Below are 23,919 nucleotides of genomic sequence, written 5' to 3'. Positions count from 1 at the left end.
CATTATTTACAGCCCGCCGGATTTATAGTTTCTTGCTGTGGTGTTTCCGTCCGTTGAAGAGGTTTTGCGGCCCATTGTTTCCATTCTTACCTGGAAAGGGGGGAATGGCATCTCCAGGCCGTGCTGCTGATAGCCGAGGAGGATTAGCTGATGTATATCGTGGCGCAATGGCATTCGGTGCCCCATTTCTGCGGCGTGGATACGCAGCTCAAACAGTTGAATACCCTGTTGCAAATCCACCAGCCAGGCTTCTGGAGGCGGTACATCCAGCACGAGTGGGCAGCGCTGTGCCGCGGTAAGCAAAATCTGGGTCACTTCCTCGCTGTTGGCTTCCGCTGCCGCCGGAATGGTCAACACCACGCGGGTGATGGAGTCTGAAAGGGACCAGTTAACAAACTGCTCGGTAATAAAGGCTTTATTTGGCACAATAATTTCTTTGCGATCCCAGTCCGTAATCGTTGTAGCACGGGTGTTGATACGCGTTACGCTACCGGTTAAATCGCGGATAGTAACGGTATCGCCAATCCGAATAGGTTTTTCAAACAAAATCATCAGGCCAGAAATAAAGTTGGCAAAAATCTCCTGCAGACCAAACCCCAACCCCACACCCAACGCCGCCACCAGCCATTGCAGTTTTGACCAGTCAATACCTATCATCGAAAAGCCCATCAGCCCGCCGAACAGAATCAGCAAATACTTGGTCACGGTGGTGATGGCATAGCCTGTACCCGGCGTCAGATTAAGATGCTGCAACAGCGCCAACTCAAGCAGGGCAGGCATATTTCTGACCAGCTGAGTGGTAATAATAAGGACCAGTATGGCAATTAGCACAGAGCCCAGCGTAATCGGTTGCAGACTTTCCACCCCCTTAACGGTCGTACTGACATCCCATAAATTAATGTTTTCAAGAAAGCCAAAAGCAGAGTGGATTTCTGACCACAGCACTATCACGGAAACCAGCGCGATCAGCGTCAGAATGGAGCGAACCAGGCGCAGTGACTGTGCGCTGATGGTGTCCAGATCGATTACTGGTTCATCCATATCCGGCGTTTCTGAGCTGTGTTGTGCAGACTGAATGTCCTCTTCACCTTTTGCCCGCTGCGCCAGAATATCTGCGCGACGCGCCCGCGCCCGGTCAAAGGCAATGCGGCGCCGCTGGATGAGCATCCAGCGGCGAATAATGTGGTAAATCACCAGCAGCAGAAACCAGATAGCTACGGATGTTTCCAGTCTTGCCAGCAAGGCCTGAGAGGTCGCCAGAAAACCAATACAAGAAGCCAGAGCGGCGGCAAGCGGAATAGCGATCAGCACATTCCAGAGAATATTGCTGATAATGTTCTGACCGTTACCTTCTTTATCAAGGTAAAGCGGGATACCGGCGCGTTTGAGGCTGACGCTGACCAGACTCAGCGCGCTGCAAATCAAAATGAAGCAGAGCCTCCCGAGGGTCGCTGAAAACTGACGATCTTCCATATTATCCAGGCTAATCAGCAACATAATTAATGGCACGACGAAGCCGACGCAAAGGCTGTAAAAGCGCATTGCTCTGGCAACCCGATTTTGCTGCCAGCGGAAATGGACGATAAACAGGCCTTTCTGGCGGGCAAATGCCGCGCTTATCATAAATGCCCACAGCAGCGGCACGGTGGCCGTTACCCCATCGCCAATGGCTACCGCGATAGGGTATGGCCAGGCATGTTGCAGTCCGTAGCCTAATGCCATCCACAAAACCGGCAGCGGCAGCGCGACCAAAATCGACCAGAACACGGTGCGCGCGGTCAGCGCGAATTTATCCTGAGTGACTTTGCCGACTTTACTGGCGGAGCGGTTAAGAAAATCGTGGTAGTGACGGCGTGAACTCAGACTCAGAACCACCAGTAGCATTGCGCCGATAATCGGTAACAGCGTCTCCTGGCTGGTGGCCATCATCACCAATGCGCCCCCAAGCTGACCCAGGGTATCCAGCGACAGAAGCGTTTTCAGGTCGCGCATGAGGTCCAGTGGAAAAATGAAGCTCAAAGGGCTGACATCGGCCGCCCAGAAAAGGTAACGATGCGTGGCTTCCCTTACTTCTTTCAGGGCCTCGACCAGCTGACCATTTGCCACCTTCAGCTTGGTCACCTCAAGGATAAGATTATCACTGCCCGAAAGCAGAGAGCCAACCAGTTCACGCTGGGTTTTAAGTTGAGCGGCAAGAATGCTGCGCTGCTCGTCGCTCAACGGGCTACTGTCATCCTGTTTAAGTTGAAGCAGCTGCTTCTGACGCTCCAGAATATCCTCGTAATGCAATCGTTGCACTCGCAGCTGGCCCATCTCAATATTAAGCTGCTGGGATTTAGGCATTTCTGGCAGACGGGCAACCTGTGCACGCAACGCCTCGCCCAGTACGCTGGACACGCTAATCCACTGTGCCTGTTCACGCAGCGTGTCCAGGGCCTGGCGAACCTGGATGGTCTGGTCAACCGCCGTACGTTGCTGTGAAACCACCAGGCTCATCTGCTGTGCTTGCTGGTTAAGTGCTTCGGATAACTCGCGGTTGATACTGAATTGTTTACGGATATTTTCAGGAAGGTCGCCACTGTTTTCTGCCAGCTGCTCGGTTTTCTCAAGGGCGCGTTCTGCTTCCTGCTGGCGCTGTGAGTTAAGCTGATAGCGTAATTGCTGCAGCGTGTCGTCGAGTTGGCTGGCTTTGCGCTGATGGTAATCACTGCGCATCCGCGCCAGTTCCTGGCGGTTACTGGCAGAAAGCTGGGCCAGTTCCAGTTCATCAACCTGCACTTTACGGGCAGCTGATTCCGCCTGACGGGCGGCGAGCTGTGCCTGAGCCAACGATGTGGTGGCCGCAGGCTGACCCTGAAGACGCCGTTCTATTTCATTCAGCGCCCGTCTCGCTTCGGTTTGCTGCTGAGGCAACTGAGCCAGCGAGTCACTGATTTCCCTGATATGATCCTGTTCCTGCTGCGCCTGGCGGCCTTCTTCCAATAGCTGACTGCTTATCTGAAGAATTTGCTGATCCAACTCGGCAGCGGTCATATCGACGCGGATTTTTTCGGCCGTGTCACCCAGTCCGGCAATCTGTTGTCGAAGCTCGCGGGAGATTTTCGGGAAATTATCGATGATTAGCTGATAATCTCGCGTGTTGCTCTCAGATTTCTGTTGTTCATCCAACCAGTTTAACGCTGATTGCAAACTCTCAATAATTTCCGCCTGGTCCGGCGTATCTTTATTGGATTTGGTTTCTTCAAGTGTTTGTCTGAGCTGTGCGGCACTTGGTGCAGCAATAGCACTAGGCAGCTGGGCTAAGGCCCAGCTCATCAAAATAACCAGAATCAGACGCAGCATGGCGAAGCGATCAGGCATCAGGCAGGGCGCTTTCTGCTGGCTCTTTCAGTATCACGGTCGCTAATGCCTGGCCGCAGCGGGTTTTACTTTCGACTGCCAGATTTTCCACCAGCTTAACCTTGCCTGGTGCAAAAAGGTTAATAACGGTGGAACCGAGTTTAAACCGACCCATTTCCTGTCCTTTTAATAACACAACGGCACCTTCCTCGTTGGCAGAAGGCCAGCTCCAGCGTTTGATCACGCCTTCACGGGGAGGAGTAATTGTCCCGGCCCAGATGGTTTCAATGCTGCCGACAATAGTTGCACCAACCAGAATTTGCGCCATCGGCCCAAATTCAGTCTCAAACAGGCATATGACGCGTTCGTTGCGGGCGAAGAGATTGGGGATATTTTGTGCGGTCAGTGGATTGACAGAGTAAAGGTTGCCCGGTACGTAAATCATCTCACGTAAAATGCCGTTGCAAGGCATGTGAACACGATGGTAGTCACGAGGGGCAAGATAGGTGGTAACAAAAATGCCGTCGCGGAACATGTCGGTCATGGCAGCATTGCCCGCCAGCAGCGCTTCCAGTGAGTATGTGTGGCCTTTTGCCTGGAAAATTTGCTCACCTGCAATGTTGCCAAGCTGGCTTATGGCACCGTCCGCTGGCTGAACCAGCAGGGCTGGGTCGGTTTCAACTGGCCTTGCTTCATCACGTAACGGACGCACGAAGAAATCGTTAAAAGTACGGTAGCTGGCGGTATCAGGCTTTTGTGCCTCGCTCATATCAACGTTGTACCACCAGACAAAAATATCAATGACGGTTTTGGTCAGCCAACCGCCGCGCTTGCTTGCGCCCCATCCGGCCAGTTCAGTCAGACCTTTTTTGGGGAGAAGAGAATTGAGTCCGAGTTTCAGACGATCCAACACGATAGCCTCCTGGCTTAATCAGCATGCAGTGATAAGGTGCGGATTGTAACAGCGCCCCGGCATTCAGGCTATGCTTCCCTGCCGGGCAAAAGACATAAGGCTGCGTTTAATCACTTCTTTCTGAAAAACTTCGGCGCGTTTTCAGCTGCATTTCCGACATACTTTCCAGAATGCGATGGTAATTATCGAAACGAGATTCATCAATGTCATCCCTATCCATTGCTTCACGAATAGCACAGCCTGGATCGGTGTCGTGTTTACAGTCGCGAAATTTGCAATAGCCCAGAAACTGACGGAATTCGATAAAGCCGCGGGTTATTTGTTCAGGTTCCAGGTGCCATAAACCAAACTCACGCACGCCAGGAGAATCAATCACATCGCCGCCGTGCGGAAAATGGTAGAGCCTGGATGCGGTGGTGGTGTGTTGGCCCAGCCCCGAGACATCTGATACCTCATTGGTGAGGATCGCTTCGCCACCGTGTTCGAGTCCCAGCAGGTTATTCAGCAGGCTTGATTTTCCAACGCCGGACTGTCCGGCAAAAATGCTGATATGCCCGGTTAAGGATCTCTCCAGCGTTTGCAGACTCTCTTTTTGCCTGTTGGATATCATCAGCACCTGGTAGCCAATCTTCCGATAAATATCCATCTGTTCATCAACAAACTGTCGGCCTTCATCATCGAGAAGATCGATTTTGTTCAGCACCAGCAGCGGTTCAACCCCAAGCGTTTCGCTTGCCACCAGATATCGGTCAATGATGTTAAGCGACAGCTCGGGCAGGATGGCAGAAACGATCACAATTTGATCGATGTTGGCAGCAATCGGCTTTACTCCATCATACATATCCGGGCGGGTCAGGACCGAGCGACGCTGATGAACCGCCTCAACGATCCCTTTTACCGAAGCCCCTTCCTGCAAGCCGGCGCGCCAGCACACACGATCACCAGTGACCAGCGATCGAATGGTGCGACGAATATTGCAGCGATGAATGGTGCCGGCCAAATCTTCAACATCCGCATGCATGCCAAAGCGGCTAATAACGATGCCATCCTGCGTATCGCCAAACAGGCTGTCATCGGGTTCAGGCTTCTGACTGCGTTGTTGCAGACGACGATCGTGATTGGCGCTGACGCGACGCTGCTGACCTTTGGACAGTTTGTTTTTGCTCACTTTCCCTCACACGGATTGGCGATCTTAGCCCTTGCCGGGCAAAACGGCTATGATACACGCTAATGTTTGATGATATAAGCCACGGCGAGAAACCCTATGACCGCAAATGCCAGTAATTTGATTTGGATTGACCTTGAAATGACCGGGCTGGACCCCGAACGCGATCGTATTATCGAGATTGCCACGCTGGTGACCGATGCAGAGCTGAATATCCTGGCGGAAGGACCGGTTTTTGCTGTTCATCAGCCCGATACTCAGCTGGCATTGATGGATGACTGGAACGTGAAAACCCATACTAACAGCGGTCTGGTCGCGCGCGTTAAGGCCAGCCAGCATGACGAACAGGCTGCGGAACAGCAGACAATTGACTTCCTTAAGCAGTGGGTACCTGCTAACAGTTCGCCGATCTGCGGTAACAGTATCGGGCAGGATCGCCGTTTTTTGTTCAAATATATGCCGCAACTGGAAGCCTGGTTCCATTATCGTTATCTGGATGTCAGCACCCTGAAGGAACTGGCCCGTCGCTGGAAGCCTGAAATTTTGGCAGGTTTTAAAAAACAGGGTTCACATCAGGCGATGGATGATATTCGTGAATCCGTTGCGGAACTTGCTTACTACAGGGAACATTTTATTCAGCAGTAATCATCGGTTTTGAATAAAAAATCGGCAGAGTGATGGCTAATGCAGCAATCTGCCGATTTAAACAGTGATCGAAACAAAAACGCGAAAAAAATCGGTGACTGTCTTGCAGAGGGGAAATTTATTCGTATAATGCGCTCCCCATAACGGCACGAGTTTTACACTCGTTACGTTATGCGGGAATAGCTCAGTTGGTAGAGCACGACCTTGCCAAGGTCGGGGTCGCGAGTTCGAGTCTCGTTTCCCGCTCCAGTTTCAGTTATCTTATAAGCATCAAAAATTCTTCAGCTCTATTCATTTCGATTTATCCCTCTGTTTTACCACCCTTTACTCATTCATTGCATTCAATTCCTGTTTACAGAATTTATCAGCATGCTCTCACCTGCGTGCTTAAACCCGGCACACGAAGCATGGATTGCCAGTTGGACTTCACTTTGCGTGAAGCCCTGCTAAAAAGCATTGTTCATGACAGGCAAGAAACTCTGTTACTAAAAGGATAAACCCATCGCCTGACCGGGCGGATTTAAATAATATTAACAATCGTGGTGATATTGAATTCACCTGTCAGGGGTGTGTTCTTTTTTTTAGTCTGAATAAGTATTAATAACCTCGCTGTTGTAAAAGTGTAAAGTGAATATCTAATTTGAATATTTTAATCGGCATAAATCTATTGCTGGTTACTGACAAAAGGGCTAGCCGTTGATGAAAGTTATATAAAGAACAAAGGTTAAAATTAATTTAGCAATGCTATTTTTTAGTTACTCATGTTGTTTTAATATTTCACTCTACTCTGAAAAAAATAAAGTTTTTTTTCAGGAGGCAATATTATTGCGTCAGATATTTAACAAAATTCTTACATAATTGCCTGATGCTCTTATCCTGAGCCGACGGTAGCACCTGTGTATTTTTCGATGATATTGATTCAGTTATTTCCGTTACAACCACGTCATTGCTGATACTCCATCCCTGACGTGGCAATGTTTGAATGATGTTATTTTTAAATCCAGCATTATTTAACTGCTTTCGCAGCTCTGAAATCGTTTGATAAAGCGTATTAGGCGTTACCTCTTTTCCCTGCCGTTCCCAGCCAGCTTCATACAACGATGTGTGTGTGACAACCTTGCCAACATTGGTGATCAGCACATGAAGGCAGCGTGATGCTGTGCTGTAGAGCGTGTTTTCATCGCCCGTCACACAATTAATTAATCGGTTTTTATCTGGCAAAAATTCAGCAACATTATTAATACAATATCTGGTAATTTTATTTTTTTCCATAGCGTTAAACATCCTTAAAGAGGTCAGTACTAATTTTACTAAAGGCAGACTTGATACGGATTAAGAAAGCCTTAGGTGTGTCAGATGACGTATAAACCATGATGATATGCAAGGAGTAACAGAAGATCATTCGCGTATTTTACGTTAACTATTATCGACAATTTTTCTCTAAAGTTAAGCTAAAACTTCTTAATTAATTTTTATCTTGAGCTGTCGCTTTAAGGAGGTAAGGGAAATGAGAAAAGAATTTTCACTAATCTTATTTTCGCAGTAAGACGATTATCAACTGTCCGATGTTGATTAAGAATTACCCTGGTTAGCTTAAGAGCTATTTTATGGATTTTTGCTGACAGAAAATGATTAAATCATTAAACAGGGAGGTCATATCGATACCTTTTAAAGCTATTAACATAATGCCTAATTAGCTATCGATAAGTTTGAAAAATAAATGTTAATTATATGAGGTTGAATTTATGAGTTTGTTTAATTATAAAAAGATAATGATGATAGTGCTGGCTGCGGGTTTCTCATCGGCAGGGGTAACCGCGAATGATGGGACGATTACGTTCAGGGGAACTATTTCAGATACCACGTGTGATATAAGCGGTGGCGATGAAGCAAATGCCGATCAGGGTGCTGACTTTACGGTAACTCTACCGCAGGTTAGCACCAGCGCGCTGAGTAAGGCTAACCAATTTGCCGGTGATACAAGGTTTCATATTGCGCTTTCAGGTGAAAACTGTACTAACGGGAAGGTGGCCAACGTCATCTTTGAAAGAGCACAGAGCAATAACATCGACACTGCGACAGGTTTTTTGAAGAATACGGTTAGTGCCGACGCTGTTGCCGGAGGAGCAAGAAATGTTTTCATTCGTATTTTGAATAATGACAAGACGCCATTGAATCTTGCGCTGTTAAATGCCAGCCACCAGCCAGTCACTATTGCAGATCAAAAAGCGACTTTTCAGTACTGGGCTCAGTATGCCACCGTCGGTGGTGCTGCAAGTGCGGGGAACGTTGAGAGCGATGTTGTTTACTCAGTCACCTATCAATAATAAAAATTTAAGAAATAATAATGGGCTTTTATAACCCATGGATTAAATGGGGGGCCTCCCCCCATTTAATTAAAATATTTCGAACGGGGTATATTTTTGGCACAGGATCGTTTAATGAGGAAAAAATATGTTAAGAATAATAATGCTAATGTTGATTATGTTCTATCCGGTATCATCATTTTCTGCGGTTAAAATAATGACCACGCGAGTTGTGCTGAATGAAAAAGACAATGAGCAATCTTTCGTTATCAAAAATACAGGAGATTCGCCTTCTTTACTGCAATTATGGTTAGCAGAAAAGGAGGATGAGAGTATCGAAATAAAAGGTGATGTGCCATTTACCTTATCTCCGCCTGTGTCGCGTATCAATGCACAAAAGAGCAAGGTTTTCAGAATAATATCTTTGGAAAATGTGTCAACTTCTCTACCAAAAGATCGTGAGAGTGTTTTTTGGATCAATGTGCTTGACGCACCATCAATAAAAGAAGGAAGTGAAGGCAGCAATAAACTTAACGTCGCTTTCAGAACAAGAATAAAATTATTCTACCGCCCTGTGAGTCTGAAGGGATCACCAGAAGAATCAGCCACTAGATTGAACTGGACGGAAAAAAGATCCGGCAATGATTATATCTATACCGTAACGAATAATGAGCCTTATTCGGTGTCCTTCGCTAATTTTGCATTACTTTCTGGAGAAAAGGAAGTCTCTGAATTACCAGGAGGAATGGTAGGACCCTATTCTACGAAAACGTTTTCTTTCAAAAACGTCAGTACAAATAATGTAAAAATGAAATATCAATACATTACTGATCTTGGCGCATTTGTTACTGCTTATTATCCAAAATAAAAAAGTTACAGCGATGAAGAAGAAACTCAGATGCAAAAGTCTGTTATGTCTGGCAGTATTTTTATCTACAACATTATCAGATATTTCTCATGCCGAGAACCAGCAGTATGATATTTCTGTAAAAGAGCAGAACAGTGATAATACTGTCAGATTCAATACGGCTTTTTTAAAGGAGTTTAATCAAGGGATTGACCTGTCGTGGCTGGAAAGCGAGTCAGGCATACAGCCAGGTCGCCATGTGTTAGAAATATTTCTGAACGGAAAAAACTTACGAACGCAGAAAGTGGAATTTATCGCAAAAGAAGGTAAAACCATTCCGTGTATTTCAAAAAAAATATTAAGTCAAATAGCATTCAAAGATAAAAATATCTCCGACAGTTGGGAGAAACAGGAATGCATTGATTTAGGGGAGATATTACCCGGCTCATTAGCAAGCTACGATCATGAAAATGAGCGCTTAATTCTGACTATTCCACAAATATATTTTTTCGAACAGCCAGAGGGCTACATTGACCCTTCCCGCTGGGATGAAGGAATTAACGCGCTCAGTGCCAGCTATTCACTCAGTGGTAGCAATACCATACTGAGCAAGCAGAATGGCAGATCGATGATTTATGGAAATTTACAAACAACTTTGCGTATTGGAGCGTGGCGATTTCATACCTACGATTCACTTATAGCGGGTAGTATGCAGCAGAGCCATATTCAGCATCTGCAGTCCTACGCGCAGCGTTCTGTTGCGCCACTTCTGTCTGAATTGTCTTTAGGCGATCTGAACACAAGCGGCGAGTTTTTTGATACGACTTCACTACGTGGCGTCATACTCAAAAGCGACGAACGGATGCTTCCCTGGACAGTTAAAGGTTATGCCCCAGAAGTTCGCGGTATCGCTTACAGTAATGCTATCGTCACGATAAGGCAGAATGGTAACGTTATTTATGAGAAAAACGTTACCCCGGGCGAATTTAATATCAGCAATCTTGCGGCGCTTGGCTATGGTGGCAATCTGGATGTAACCGTCATAGAAAGCAACGGGGTGGTTCGTACTTTTCAAATACCATACAGCAGCATTCCTCAGTTGCTTCGTAAGGGGTATTTCAAATATTCCGTTGCAACAGGCGAAGCCAGACGATTGACGCAAGTTACGTCACAATCGTTACTTGAGTCGACCTTACAATATGGACTGACTGACAACATCACATTGTATGGGGGGTTACAAACGACGTTCGAAAAAAATTATAACGCAGTGAATGGGGGGACGGCCTTCAATACACCTCTTGGCGCAATAAGCACAGATATAACCCATGCTTTTGTGCCGCAGGAATTAAAAATAGGGTCGGGAAACTCACTGGTAGACAGTTCCCGACTTAAACTGAGTTATTCTAAACTCGTGAGTCAGACAAATACGCATTTTAATATCGCCAGTTATTATATGGCCGGTAATAATTTTTACTCTTTTGACGAGCTAATGCGAGCACGGTCCAGGCAATACGATCACCGAGAGGGGCATATAGAGCGTTATCGTAATAAATTTGAAATGGCTATTACCCAGGATCTACCCGATGAGTGGGGGCAGATGGCATTGAGTGGCTGGTGGGAGAAAAATAACAATACGCACAGAAATAATACAAGATCCTCCTATCTTTTCAGTTACAGAAATAATTATGACTCAGTTAATTACAGCGTTAACGTTAATAAAGTATACAACTTTGATGGAAAAGAAGATACCGCGCTGATATTAAATGCATCTATGCCTTTTGGCTTCAAAAAAGGGGCAAGACCTAAATTAAGGGCATCGATGAGTTATAGTAATTCGGATGCTGTATTCAGAACGTCATTAAGCGGAAGCACTCAGAAAGACGATTCGTCGACCAGTTTTAACACCTACTTTAGCCAGTCGAGTAAAACTAATTCGAACTTTGGTATTAACGTTGGCCATACCACTAATAAATTGCAAAAAAACATTAGCTATAGTCAGTCAATGAACAGTTCCAGCCTGGCGGGTTCTTTAAGCGGGGGGATATTGCTGCATGGAGAAGGCGTTAATTTCTCATCTTACATGGGGGAGACAATTGCATTAGTTGAGGCTAAATCAGCTGAAGGTGCAAGCATTAAGGGGCACAGGAACTCTCGTGTTGGATCGAACGGTTTCGGTGTAATGAGTTATTTAAGACCGTATGAGGAGAATATACTTAATCTGGACCTGAAAGGTGCACCGATAGGATTTGATACGGAAGAGGATAGTCTGGAAATTGTGCCAACGGCTGGCGCTGTTGTTAAAGTAAAGTTCAATAATAACAATCAAAATAACAAGAGCGTTATTGCAAGAATAAAAACAGATAGTGGTAATTTTATTCCGTTTGGTGCTCGTTTATATGATGAGAGCGATAATATATATGGCACGTCAGGCCAGGGCGGCATTACTATTCTTTCACTACCTGATGAATTTAAATTATTAAAAGTCACATGGTTGGAAAATGGCAATATAGTATCCTGTCATATTTCACCGTCAGAACTGGAAAATAGCATTGCGTCAATGAAAGCGGAACTTACCACAGTTGATTTACGCTGCCATAAAAAATAAGGAATTTTTCAAAGTGAACTTAACTAAAGTTCTACGACTATCGATTTTTGTAATAGCACTGCTTTCAGGGGTAATCTCATTTATGGCTGGTGCTAATTGTACATTAAATACCTCGCCTGGAAGAATTGATATCCCGGCATTAATACTTTCACCTTCTGAAAGAGGAACCGTGGGAACAGTATTATATTCAACGCGATTAAAGGTTCCACAAATTGGTTACAGCTGCGGTAGCGGAGTGAGCTCAACATGGCGGTCTTCTTATTCGCGTGCAGAAATGTCGCAGTCGGCATTAACCAATGTCTATACTTCCGGACTTGCAGGTATAGGTATTCGGGTTAAATGGCCAGAAAGTCGGGCAAATAATGCGTGGATACCGGGTTCATATCAATGCCAGGGCAATTGCATTGAGCCTTCTGATTACCTACTGATTGAATTTGTACAGACGGGAAATGTGACAGGGGGAATGATCGCTTCCGGCAACCTTTTAAATGTCAACGTTGCACCTGTCAGTAATCCCCAAAATTCGTTGACATTGCTGACAGTTAATTTAGGGCTGGTTACCGTTAATGTATCAACCTGCGCTATTTATGCCAGCAGCAACAGTATTGATTTGGGTGATTACACGCTATCCGAAGTGAAGGCATCGGGTTTTCAGGGTGATAAAAAAGATTTTACCATAACGCTGGACTGCCCGACGTCTTCATCAGCACAAATTACTTTTGAAGGTAGGAATGCCTGGGGGATGAGTAGCGGAGTGATCGCGAATTCGGGAAGTGCGCAAAATTCATATATTAAACTTTATCAAAAAAACATCAGGCGTTACACCGAGATTCCCCTTAACACGATAATAACCTTTGCATCGAATTTTACCGGTATGCGGAGTGTCACTTATGCCGGAGAAATGTATTTTGATGAAAGCACCAGGAAAAGTATAACGGCTGGGTCGGTAACCGCTAACATTATTTATACGCTGACAATAAATTAATTCTGAGATTTTATTATCATGAGACTTATTAATTTTTTTATAGTTGCGCCACTTTTTTTTGCATCTTCAGGCTATGCTTATTCCGCAGAAAAATTAAATGAAATTCCTATTCCTCAGCGCGATTTAGACCGCCTCGAAAGACAAAGCCAGCAGGATGTCATAAGAAATGAAAAACTTCGTGAACAGCGTATACAGCAGGATAATGCTATACGTGATAACTTATTCGATACCTCAGATAAAAAAAGTCGTCATAAATTTAAGATCAAAGAGATTTTAGTTGAGGATGATGATCAATATGAATTTTCATCCGAGCGAAATGCAATTATTAATGCCTATATCAATACTGAAATGGGCGAGCAGGAAGTGTTAAATCTGGTTAAAGAATTAACTAATTTTTATATTGGTCGCGGATACGTCACGACCCAGGTCACCATTGTTCCAGGTTCATTACGTTCTGAAAAACTGGTGCTTAAAGTATTATGGGGACATATTTCCGGTTTTCTTCATAATGATGAAGAGCCTGGCTGGCGTGACAAAATGAGGCTGTTCAGTGCGATGCCTTTTGCCACAGGCAAAAGGTTGACAATGAGTGATATTGACCAGGGCATGGACAATTTGCTGCGCGTTTCCCCCGGAGACCGTCTGCAAATTGTACCGACTGAAAACAGTGGGCATTCTTTGATTAATCATTATGGAGGACCTGTTTTTCCCCTTTCAGTCCATACGGGTATCAATAATTCAGGATCGCGTGCGGCAGGATGGCACCAGTATTATCTGAATACTTCTTTGCGTAACGTTTTGGGATTAAATGATTCCATAGGCTACTACTATTCTTACAACGATCTTGATGCAGATACTGACAGTCAATCAGCTAAAAGTTTTTCTTTCAGCATGCCATTAGGCTACTGGTCATTTGATGCTAACTACCATAAATCGCAATACTTTAAAGTCATCGGAGGTAATTTTGGTGGCTATGCCAGCGATGGTCAGTCTGAACGTCTGTCGTTCAAAGTTAGTAGAACCCTGTTCCGCAATGCGGATGGAAAATTTACTGGCTATGCAAAGATAGAAAAAAGAAAAAATGAAAATAATATTTTTGGCTTTCCTATCGATATATCAAGCAAAGACTATAGCAATCTTAATATGGGAATAGCCTGGGTTGGGAGTATGGCAGGTGGCTGGACTTATATTGATCTGAGTATGACGGCAGGCGTTTCCTGGTTTAACAGCGCGTGGAAGCAGGATAGCGATCTCGAAGGCTTTGATCTCGATTACAAAAAATATAACGGAATGTTGAGCTGGAGTAAGCGGATTGCCGCATTTGAAAATGGTCGTGTGGGACTCGACTATGAATTAAATAGCGGATTTCAATATACCAATGATGTGTTAGTCAGCGATGCTCGCTATAGCATGGGTGATGAGTTTTCCGTCAGAGGATTTAAGGAGGATATTGTTTCTGCTGAACGTGCACTGTGGATTTCTAATACGTTAAAAATGCCATTCGTGATTAATTATGCCCGCATATACCAAATCTCACCTTTTACTGGTTTAGATATCGGCATAGCCCAGAAAAATTGCCCTTCGTCGGTAAGCGGTTGCGATCGTGATTATATGAGTGGTGCCGCGGTTGGCGTAAAAGCCAGTGGAAAAGATTTCTCGGGATCGCTGACTTCCGCCTGGCCAGTAAAAAGACCTGCCTCACTCAGTCATCGCAAAATCGATAATCAGACCCTCTATTTTAATTTAGATGTAGGTTTCTAACCCACCCCGGAGAGATTTCATTATGAAAAATAAAAAAAAGTTATCACCTTATCGCACAACGCGAAATTCAATTAAAGTTTCCCCACTGGTGCTGGCTATGGCGGGTATTCTTCCCTCAATGGCCGTGGCCGAAATTGTTGTTGACGATCGCGAATCGCGGCGTCCTGGGGTTGCCACGGCAGCCAATGGAACACCTTTAATTAATATTAATGACCCGAATGCCAGCGGTGTGTCACATAATAAATACAATCAGTTTAACGTTGGCAGAGACGGCGTGATTTTTAATAACAGCATGCAGGATGGCGTGTCTCAAACGGGTGGCTTTGCCATTAAGAATAATCAGTTAAGCAATGAATCCAGGGTGATTCTAAACGAGGTGACCGGCGCAAGGGGCAGTCATCTTAATGGTAGTATGGAAGTTTTTGGTCGCAGTGCTGATCTGATTATCGCGAACGAAAATGGTATTTCGGTTAATGGTGTCTCAACCGTGAATGCCAATAACCTGACCTTGAGTACAGGTCGCGTCAATCTCGACCAGAATGGGAATGTCCAGCTGGCCGTTGATCGTGGTCATATATCTGTTGAAGGCCGGGGTGTTAATACTGATGGCCTGAGTTATTTTGATATTGTGAGCCGCAGTGCCAGCCTGACCGGGGAGATTTCCGGTAATGCAGACCTGAAAGTGCTGGCGGGTCTCAATGATTATGATACGCAGTCGCGCAGTCACACTGTCCGAAGTCATTCCGGCGAGGGCACACCGCAGGTTGCCATAAGTGGTACCCACCTTGGCTCAATGTTTGGTAACAGAGTTCAGCTTATCAGCACAGAGAGTGGTGCGGGCGTTACCCATACTGGCAGCATTCTCGGCAACAACGGTATTGAAATCACCGCCGATGGTGATATCCATCTGGCCAGCCTCAGAAGTCATTCAGAAAATGTTGTGGTTCAGGGAAAAAGTATCTATCTGAATAATAACGCTGAAGCGGGTATCGGAGGTATCGCTGCTCAGGGCGACGTGATCCTGACTGCGCTGTCTGACATGGAGCTTAATGCCAATGTCATTGCAGAAACTGGGCAGATTCGCATAAACGCTAATAATTTGTTACAGAGCGCGGCGGTATTGATGGCGAAAAACGGTACCCGCGCAACGGGTGCCATTCCCGCCATTGAGATCAATGTTGCCGGTCGCTATCAGATCAGGGGAGCTTTGTATGCGGTTGACAGCAATGGCAACCGCATCCCGGATGCAGTGGTTAACATCAGCAACGGGAAATTCGTGGTTAAAGTCGGTTCACAAGTGCTCAGTAACGTTACAGTTTATTCAGATGCCAGTCTGATGAGTACCAGTGGCGATATCGCTATTAACGCAGGAAGCGTTGAAAATAATCAGGGAAGTTTGATTACCAATCGCGGTAACTTGATCTTTACGCTGTCTGATTCCTTGATTAACAGCGGTATGGTACAGGCCAATGGGTCGGTGCAACTTCGTGGCGCAAGGTTAAAAAATGCCGGCATTATTAATACGACGGATGCAATAAAACTCACGCTTGGCCGCCTGGATAACAGCGGTAGTATGTATGCTGGCCGCATTGCTGTCAGCACTGATGCGTTCACCAACAGTGGAATGCTGCTCACCAGAGATGGCGACCTGTCCTTAAAAGCAAATGGTATTGCTAACAGCGGTACCTTACAGTCCAGCGCTTCTGTAAAAGTGGAGGGGCAGGAACTGGATAATGCAGGGGTTATTTTCGCCTCTGAAAAAATAGATATTGCTGTTGAAAATAATCTGCAGAATGCAGGAAAGCTTTATACTGACGATATGACAATTGCCAGTCAGTCTCTGAATAATCAGGGTGATATTATCGCCGAGAAGGGCAATATCTCTCTGGCTACTCAGGAGGTGGTGAACAGTGGGGCTATCCAGTCAAATACGGCTGATATCACTACGGCAGGGGCATTAATCAATCAGGGTATTATTGGTACCAGCACGTCGCTTAATGTCAACGCAAAAGACCTGTCTAACAGCAATAAGCTGATTTCTGAAGGTAACCTCACGCTCAACGTTAACAATGAGATTGTTAACAGTGGAAGTGATGCGGTTATTTCTGCCAGAAAGGACCTGGAAATAGCCGGAACTGATAAAAATACACTGAATGTTAAGAATAAGGATAATGCATTTATTCAGTCTGCAGCGGGTGATGTTGTTATAAAAAACATTGCCTCTCTCGAGAATACCAATGCAAGTATAGTGACAAATAACGGCATTGATATTTCAGATGCGGGTGTTTTCCAAAATAATGACGGGCATATTCAGGGGCGTGATGTTAATTTCACACATGTCGGTGAAATTAATAATCAGGGAGCGAATGCAAATATTATTGCAAACAGTGTACTGAATATGAATAGCGTCAACATACTGAGCAATAGTGGTAATCTTGCTTCACAGGGTGATGTCAATATCAGTCATGTTGATGTGGTGAAAAATAATGCAGGTAATATCACGGCTACAAGGGATATCACCTTTAGTTCTGTCAATGACCTGGAAAATAGCAATGCTGCATCAATCAGTTCACACTATGGCTCAGTGTTGTTTACTACGCTTAAAAACTTGAGAAACCTGTCAGATTCTGTCATAGAAGCCAGAAACAGCATCTCCGTTGCTCACGTGGATAACGTGAGCAACGGTGCCGGAAGCGTTCTGCAGTCTCAAGGCAGTATGACATTCAGCGACATTCAAACGCTGGACAATGCCGGGTCACTATTGACCAGTCTTGATTTAATCTTAACCGGCCTTGACAGCTTTATTAACCGTGGACAGTTTGCCGAGGTTTCCGGGCTGAATATAATAGTCTCAAAAATATCCAACATGATTAACCGCGATTATGCGTTGTTGATTGCAGACGATCTGCTAAAAATATCTGATGTTGAAAACTTTAAAAACATTTTAACACCTGAATACCTTCAGGCAGTCAGAGAAATGATGAGCTCCGATGAGTTTAATCAATTTATTCGTGAAGCATCGACCTACATCCAGGCAAATAATATAGAAATGGATGTAGGAACACTTACCAGCAGTGGGGTTGGATCGCTCATTGTGGCAGATAAGAATCTGCGGGTTAACGCCAGTCAGATCCTTAACAGTGACAGTGCGACCCTGGCCGCAGATAACCAACTTTCTTTCACGACGGACAGCCTGGTAAATAATGATGGTTTTATTGATGGCGCAAGTTATCACATTAATGCTAAGGAACTTGTCAATAAAGGGCAGATATCCTCTTCTGATAGCCGCGGCATCAGCACCATCACTGCAGACAGCGTGGATAACAGCCAGGGACGTATTTATAATGCAGGTAGCCTGACGTTAAAAACGGCACATCTTGATAATAGCGATACTGGCTATATCTGGGGTAACCGTGAGCTTGCACTCGAATTGCAGGGTGCTTTTAATAATGCCGACCATAATATTATTGGCTCAGGTGCCGGTGGGCAATTGTCAATTAAAACCACAGGCGATGTGACTATTGATAAGGCTATAGAGTCGAGATCCACAGTATCAATTGACTCTAAAAATATTACCAATAATGCGGCTGTCGTCAGTTTGCAGGATGTCTATCTGGTCGCTGAAAATATTATAAACAGTACAAATTCACTGATCTTCGCGATGAATAATATCGTTATGTCAGCCAGGGATACCATTCTTAATAAGGTAAGAGGGAATATACTCAGCCAGGGACAGATAGCGCTGACAGCTAATACTATTCATAACCATGCGGGCGTGATTCGCTCGGAAGATAATATGTGGCTGGACGCGAACACTCTCTACAATCAAAGTACCTATACAGGTGAGGATTGGGACTATAGCGCCAGAGAAAGTGGAGGTGGAGTATATGATGAGCGAGCGACTGGCGTAGGTAGATGGTATAAATATCATTATGTAGATATTTCAATTCCTGGCTTAACCTCCGACATTGCACTGGACACCCGTGCGGAAATCTCTTCCGGTGGCAATTTATATATTAATCAGAAATCAGAACGGCCTGGAGTAACCAAAAATGAAGGTGGGCTGATTCAGGCAAGAGAAAATCTGCACATTCGTGGCGATCTCTATAATTCGCCTAAGCATCTTGAAATGTCGCTTTATGATTATCTGACAGCGAACGCTGAAATTAGCCTGACTTATGTACACTGGGCGACACTGTCTTCAGAAGAGCGTAGGACACAAACTTTTAGTAACCTGTTTGCGCTCTTTAACACCATTTTTGGTTCGGGGCAAGTTGTGGGGAGCTCGGCTGACAAAGGTAAATATTTAAATGCGATGAAAATGCTGGCCGATAGTCACACCATGTTTAATTCATTGATGAATAACCTCTTTGGGGAAACATGGAAAAGCAGAAATTTAAACGAGCTTACCTTGCAGTGGCTTTCCCTGTCTCAGGCAAATGTTGGAGGGGCATCGTTATCCTATCCGTTGCTGAAGGCTAAAAAGATTTATTTCCTGCCAGCTGAGAAAGCCAGCCTGGTTGCTGGTGGTAATTTTGTTCACACGGAAGGCAGTCTTAATAACGGCCTGGACTCTGCGCTGGCTGGCAATGATGTCTCTAACCAGGTGGTGGACGCGGTTATTGGCGATCAGACGGTCTCCACCGTGGAGCAATCCTACGAAGTCCAGTTTAATAAAAAGCAGATTGCGGAGATTTCGATGGGCATCAGCACACTGCCGGGTGTGGCTGAACTATTGGAAATTAATGCCCTGTTCCAGAGATCTCAGGACTTCCTCGACTATCTGGCGTCGTTAAACAAGGCGAGTAACAATGCGGGAGGGGGTGCTGAAGGATCGTCCGGGGTGTCGACGGGGTCAAGGGGAAACCACACCGTTATTCCGATGTATGAAACCCGTATTGAAATGATCGACCAGAATTTATTTTACGGTTCTCAGTACTTTTTTGACACAGTAGGTTATAACGCCGAGCAGCCCGCAATTGTTATTGGCGATAACTATTTTATTACTGAGTTAATCCGTCGGCAGGTTAATGACTCCGTTGGAACTTATTTCAGTGTCAAATACAACGTCGATGGTGCGGATGCCGTTAAGATGCTTTTTGACAACGCCGCAGAACAGTCGGCCAATGGCGATTTTGTTATTGGTCAGGCGTTAACTGAAGAGCAAATGGCTGGTTTAACGCAGGATATCGTCTGGTTTGTTACCGAGACGATTGATGGCATTGATGTGCTTGTCCCACGTATTTATCTGGCCAGTAGCACCATTGAGGAAATCAGGGCGTCCAGTGAAACCGGTGCCGCCATCATCAGCGCCGGTGCAAATGTGATTGTCGATGCGACGGAAATTAATAATGTTAATGCCGTTATTACGGCGGGCGACCATGTTGTCCTTGATGCTGAAAAAGATATTAACAACATCAGCAGCGGGATGAATGCGGGCATTTCCGCGGGTGGATCGGTCGCGATGACCAGTGAAACAGGGAATATTACCAACAGTGGCAGCAGCATCTCCGCGGGTGAACACGTCATTCTCTCCGCTGAGGAGGGATCAATCGACCTGATGACAAGCGTAGGCCGGGACAATAAGGGGAATCAGTCCATTGGCGCATACGATGATGGCATCACAGCGGGTGGCTCAGTACAAATGACGGCGAAAGACATTGATATTACCGCCGTCGATATCACCGCCGGTAATGCGGTGATGCTCAAAGCGACCGAAGGCAACGTGAATTTTAATGATATCCACGAGGTCTCTTCAACTTACGATTATCAGTATGAGTCGACCGGATTTATGTCTTACCGTGCTGAAGAAAATATCAGCACAACAGGTTCCTCGAAAACCAGTTCGGTTAATGCCGGAGGGGCATTCATCGTTGATGGCGCGCAGGATGTGGTATTTAGTGGTGGCGATTACAATGCTTCGGCAGCCAGTATCAGTGCCGGCAATGACGTCGTCATTAAAACGTCACAGGATGTCAGCTATGCAGAGAAAAATGTGACTGAATCTGAATTCGTTTTTGGCGCGAGCTATCAGGTTCCCGGCGCACAGGGAGGAACGTCTTTCAGCACGCTGGACTCGGTTAAACGTGATTCCACAGGGCTGGACAGCAGTGGTGCTGGTTCGACACCGATGGGTAATGATGCCTACCAGGACTACACCAATGACAATGGTTACACTGCTGCGGCTTACAACCTGGATAGGAGTGCTTCCGCGCCTAAAAAAACGGGGGCTGCGCCGGTGGCACCTCTGGGGTCTTTCGAAGCGGGGCTTAAAACCACCAGCACAATTACAACCGAGACGTCAGTGACCAATAATAATGCGAATTTTAACTTTGCAAATGGTGCTGATATTTCCGCTGGAAATACACTTGATATTGGTGGTCTGAACCTGAGTGTGGGGAATGATACCACCGCTAACTTATCCGGCGACAATATTATTTCAACTAAGTACAAGGATGTTCATAAGACGACCGAGGATGTGACGACAACCTTCGTTGGCGTCAAAGGCGAAGCCAACAGTACGGCTGTAGATATTTTAAACAAAAATGTTGATTTAGCCGAACAGGCCGCATCCGGGAAAAAAATTGATGCCGGACTGACCACGGCTTCTGTCGTTGGTGATGTATCGAATTTAGTGTTTAACGATCTGGCCGCCGCTTCAACGAGTATCGGTTACTCAAGTACAACCACCAGTAATTCTGCTATGAGAGAGTCAGACAATATGACCTCGATCACTGGCGGTACAATTAATTTTGACTCCAACAAGGACACCACGTTAAAAGGGGTCAATGTGGAGGCCGGAACCGTCAATATTGATGTGGGTGGCGATTTTTCCATTAGTGCTGCTGAAGAAAAGTACAACGGAACATCAAGTTCTTATACAAATAGTGCGGGTCTCTCTTTTGGTGGAGGGGTTGCAGCTTCGGGAGCGGGAGTGGGTGCCAGCATTGATTATTCTCACTCAGAGTCAAGTTCATCGGTAAATTCACTGACGAATACTAACTCTCAAATAACAGCGGATAATGTGAATGTTAGCACCGGGGGTAATATGTCCATGTCTGGTGCAAATATCGAGGCCGGGCAAGCCAGTTTAGATATCGGTGGCGATCTGAGCATTACCTCAGTACAGGATACTTATTCTGAATCCTCTGATGGTTATAATACCGCTGTTTCTGTGGGAGCATCTATATCAACAAAAGGCGTCACGCCGAATGGTGGCATTAATGGCGGCGTTAAAAACTCGTATTATGACAGCCAACTCACTAACCAGCAGTCAGGTATTAAAACCAACGGAGAGGTAAATATCAACGTCGGTGGAGATATGGAGCTTGCCGGAGCGCATGTCGCCTCTGAAAATAATTCGGGTAGCGTAAATGTTGATGGCAATATTTACGTGACGGAAATAAACGACTCCATTGATTCTGGCGGTATGGCTGTTGGCGGGGGCGGTGGTATAACGAAATCGGGCAATATTAATGTCAATGCCTATTACAGCACCGAAGATAAGATTGATTATAAGGAAAGCCAAAACAGCACCATCAATGTCAATGTTTCTGGCAGTACGATAAATGGAAATATCAATACTGACGTAGATAAGATGTCTGAAGTAACCATGGATACGGTAACGGCAGGCAATGATATTTCCTTCACGGTAAGTGCTGGTGGAAAGAAAAAAAATAATAAATCCGAGACCGATGGTAAAAAGCCAGATGCAGCCCCGGTAAATAACAGCGGACAGTCTTCGAGCCAGACACCGGGCGGCAGCAGCGCAGGCAAGCCGGGAACGGCAGGCTCCGGCGGTGGTACACAGAACGCCACACAGACATCGGGCAGCAGCAGCGCAGGCAAGCCGGGAACGGCAGGCTCCAGCGGTGGTGCACAGAACGCCACGCAGACACCGGGCAGCAGCAGCGCAGGCAAGCCGGGAACGGCAGGCTCCGGCGGTGGTGCACAGAACGCCATACAGACATCGGGCAGCAGCAGCGCAGGCAAGCCGGGAACGGCAGGCTCCAGCGGTGGTGCACAGAACGCCACGCAGACACCGGGCGGCAGTAGCGCAGGCAAGCCGGGAACGGCAGGCTCCAGCGGTGCTGGACAGAACGCCTCTGGCGCGACAGGTGGAACCAAATGGCCGACAGTGCCTCCGGTGAAACCCATCGTGGGCGGTCCGGGAAGCGCATCGTCGACCAGCGGCAATTATGCTGGCAATACCAAACCGGCAAATAACTCACCGTCACAGAACGCCACGCAGACACCGGGCAGCAGCAGCGCAGGCAAGCCGGGAACGGCAGGCTCCAGCGGTGCTGGACAGAACGCCTCTGGCGCGACAGGTGGAACCAAATGGCCGACAGTGCCTCCGGTGAAACCCATCGTGGGCGGTCCGGGAAGCGCATCGTCGACCAGCGGCAATTATGCTGGCAATACCAAACCGGCAAATAACTCACCGTCACAGAACGCCACACAGACGCCGGGCAGCAGCGCAGGCAAGCCGGGAACGGCAGGCTCCAGCGGTGCTGGACAGAACGCCTCTGGCGCGACAGGTGGAACCAAATGGCCGACAGTGCCGTCGGTGAAACCCATCGTGGGCGGTCCGGGAAGCGCATCGTCGACCAGCGGCAATTATGCTGGCAATACCAAACCGGCAAATAACTCACCGTCACAGAACGCCACGCAGACGCCGCGCAGCGGCGCAGGCAAGCCGGGAACGGCAGGCTCCAGCGGTGGTGCACAGAACGCCTCTGGCGCGCCAGGCGGAACCAAATGGCCGACAGTGCCGTCGGTGAAACCCATCGTGGGCGGTCCGGGAAGCGCATCGTCGACCAGCGGCAATTATGCTGGCAATACCAAACCGGCAAATAACTCACCGTCACAGAACGCCACGCAGACGCCGCGCAGCGGCGCAGGCAAGCCGGGAACGGCAGGCTCCAGCGGTGGTGCACAGAACGCCTCTGGCGCGCCAGGCGGAACCAAATGGCCGACAGTGCCGTCGGTGAAACCCATCGTGGGCGGTCCGGGAAGCGCATCATCGACCAGCGGCAATTATGCTGGCAATACCAAACCGGCAAACAACTCACCGTCACAGAACGCCACTCACTCTTCAGCTAATGCTAAAAGTGAAGCGGCTGCTGGTAATAACTGGAAAACCTTAATGAACAACCAAAAGATTGAGTAATTCTTACCTGAATCATAGATATTGATCTGTTGATCCGCCCTCTGAGATTCAGGGGGCGGATTTTTACTCTGAGTACAGCTCCAGTTAGCGGAATGCAGTCAGGAAACGTCGGTTGTGCCAGTGACGTAACTTGTACAGAATTCGTATGCGTTACTCTTTTACTTTTGAAGATCAAATGCGG

11 protein-coding genes and 1 tRNA gene are annotated in these 23,919 nt (G+C 46.5%); 8 read left to right on the top strand and 4 right to left on the bottom strand.

The genetic code is table 11. The features are described from left to right. Window positions 1-6: 6 nt before the first annotated feature. The 3 genes from mscM to rsgA all read right to left on the bottom strand — a co-directional run bounded on the left by mscM (window position 7) and on the right by rsgA (window position 5,420). Window positions 7-3,342, bottom strand: coding sequence for a miniconductance mechanosensitive channel MscM (mscM, locus tag LU633_RS21970; RefSeq protein WP_040465560.1), 3,336 nt, complete (start codon window positions 3,340-3,342; stop codon window positions 7-9). A 10-nt stretch (window positions 3,343-3,352) separates the two neighbouring features. Beyond that, window positions 3,353-4,252 carry an archaetidylserine decarboxylase gene (gene asd, locus LU633_RS21965; protein WP_016190764.1) on the bottom strand — a complete coding sequence of 300 codons (900 nt, stop codon included), beginning with the start codon at window positions 4,250-4,252 and terminating at the stop codon, window positions 3,353-3,355. Window positions 4,253-4,358: 106 nt separating this feature from the next. After that, window positions 4,359-5,420, bottom strand: coding sequence for a small ribosomal subunit biogenesis GTPase RsgA (gene rsgA / locus LU633_RS21960; protein ID WP_016190765.1), 1,062 nt, complete (start codon window positions 5,418-5,420; stop codon window positions 4,359-4,361). Between the two features lie 96 nt (window positions 5,421-5,516). On the opposite strand from rsgA, the gene orn reads away from it, so the two are divergent. Both orn and LU633_RS21950 read left to right on the top strand, forming a co-directional pair. Beyond that, entirely contained in the window at window positions 5,517-6,062 is a 546-nt protein-coding gene (orn, locus tag LU633_RS21955; protein ID WP_016190766.1) for an oligoribonuclease, read from the top strand. A 173-nt stretch (window positions 6,063-6,235) separates the two neighbouring features. Then, window positions 6,236-6,311 (top strand) — tRNA-Gly (locus LU633_RS21950). 573 nt (window positions 6,312-6,884) lie between these two features. Here LU633_RS21950 and LU633_RS21945 read toward each other — a convergent pair. Continuing rightward, on the bottom strand, window positions 6,885-7,334 hold the full coding sequence (locus LU633_RS21945; protein WP_016190767.1) for a winged helix-turn-helix domain-containing protein: 450 nt from the start codon (window positions 7,332-7,334) through the stop codon (window positions 6,885-6,887). A 473-nt stretch (window positions 7,335-7,807) separates the two neighbouring features. Between LU633_RS21945 and LU633_RS21940 the strand changes: the two genes are divergently transcribed. From LU633_RS21940 to LU633_RS21915, 6 genes are all read left to right on the top strand, one after another. Further along, on the top strand, window positions 7,808-8,389 hold the full coding sequence (locus LU633_RS21940; protein ID WP_016190768.1) for a fimbrial protein: 582 nt from the start codon (window positions 7,808-7,810) through the stop codon (window positions 8,387-8,389). A 127-nt stretch (window positions 8,390-8,516) separates the two neighbouring features. Then, window positions 8,517-9,236, top strand: a complete 720-nt coding sequence (locus LU633_RS21935) for a fimbrial biogenesis chaperone (RefSeq protein ID WP_040465533.1) — start codon at window positions 8,517-8,519, stop codon at window positions 9,234-9,236. A 13-nt stretch (window positions 9,237-9,249) separates the two neighbouring features. Continuing rightward, entirely contained in the window at window positions 9,250-11,820 is a 2,571-nt protein-coding gene (locus LU633_RS21930; protein ID WP_152664210.1) for a fimbria/pilus outer membrane usher protein, read from the top strand. 13 nt (window positions 11,821-11,833) lie between these two features. After that, window positions 11,834-12,805: a fimbrial protein gene (locus tag LU633_RS21925; protein ID WP_233481950.1), complete on the top strand. Its 972-nt coding sequence runs from the start codon at window positions 11,834-11,836 to the stop codon at window positions 12,803-12,805. 18 nt (window positions 12,806-12,823) lie between these two features. Beyond that, the gene (locus tag LU633_RS21920; RefSeq protein ID WP_052734711.1) at window positions 12,824-14,566 is read left to right on the top strand and encodes a ShlB/FhaC/HecB family hemolysin secretion/activation protein; all 1,743 of its coding nucleotides are present in this window, start codon (window positions 12,824-12,826) and stop codon (window positions 14,564-14,566) included. 22 nt (window positions 14,567-14,588) lie between these two features. Continuing rightward, window positions 14,589-23,738: a two-partner secretion domain-containing protein gene (locus LU633_RS21915; protein ID WP_046372078.1), complete on the top strand. Its 9,150-nt coding sequence runs from the start codon at window positions 14,589-14,591 to the stop codon at window positions 23,736-23,738. Window positions 23,739-23,919: the final 181 nt, after the last annotated feature.

It is taken from the genome of Erwinia tracheiphila (assembly GCF_021365465.1).
GTDB classification, from domain to species: domain Bacteria; phylum Pseudomonadota; class Gammaproteobacteria; order Enterobacterales; family Enterobacteriaceae; genus Erwinia; species Erwinia tracheiphila.
Note: the sequence above shows the minus strand (reverse complement) of the source record. Positions and strands in the feature narration are given on the sequence as shown.

Bases quoted from the DNA above. Each gene is read 5' to 3' on its own strand.
- mscM (WP_040465560.1), bottom strand. From the start codon at position 3,342: ATGCTGCGTCTGATTCTGGTTATTTTGATGAGCTGGGCCTTAGCCCAG.
- orn (WP_016190766.1), top strand. From the start codon at position 5,517: ATGACCGCAAATGCCAGTAATTTGATTTGGATTGACCTTGAAATGACC.
- LU633_RS21945 (WP_016190767.1), bottom strand. From the start codon at position 7,334: ATGGAAAAAAATAAAATTACCAGATATTGTATTAATAATGTTGCTGAA.
- LU633_RS21940 (WP_016190768.1), top strand. From the start codon at position 7,808: ATGAGTTTGTTTAATTATAAAAAGATAATGATGATAGTGCTGGCTGCG.
- LU633_RS21935 (WP_040465533.1), top strand. From the start codon at position 8,517: ATGTTAAGAATAATAATGCTAATGTTGATTATGTTCTATCCGGTATCA.
- LU633_RS21930 (WP_152664210.1), top strand. From the start codon at position 9,250: ATGAAGAAGAAACTCAGATGCAAAAGTCTGTTATGTCTGGCAGTATTT.
- LU633_RS21920 (WP_052734711.1), top strand. From the start codon at position 12,824: ATGAGACTTATTAATTTTTTTATAGTTGCGCCACTTTTTTTTGCATCT.
- LU633_RS21915 (WP_046372078.1), top strand. From the start codon at position 14,589: ATGAAAAATAAAAAAAAGTTATCACCTTATCGCACAACGCGAAATTCA.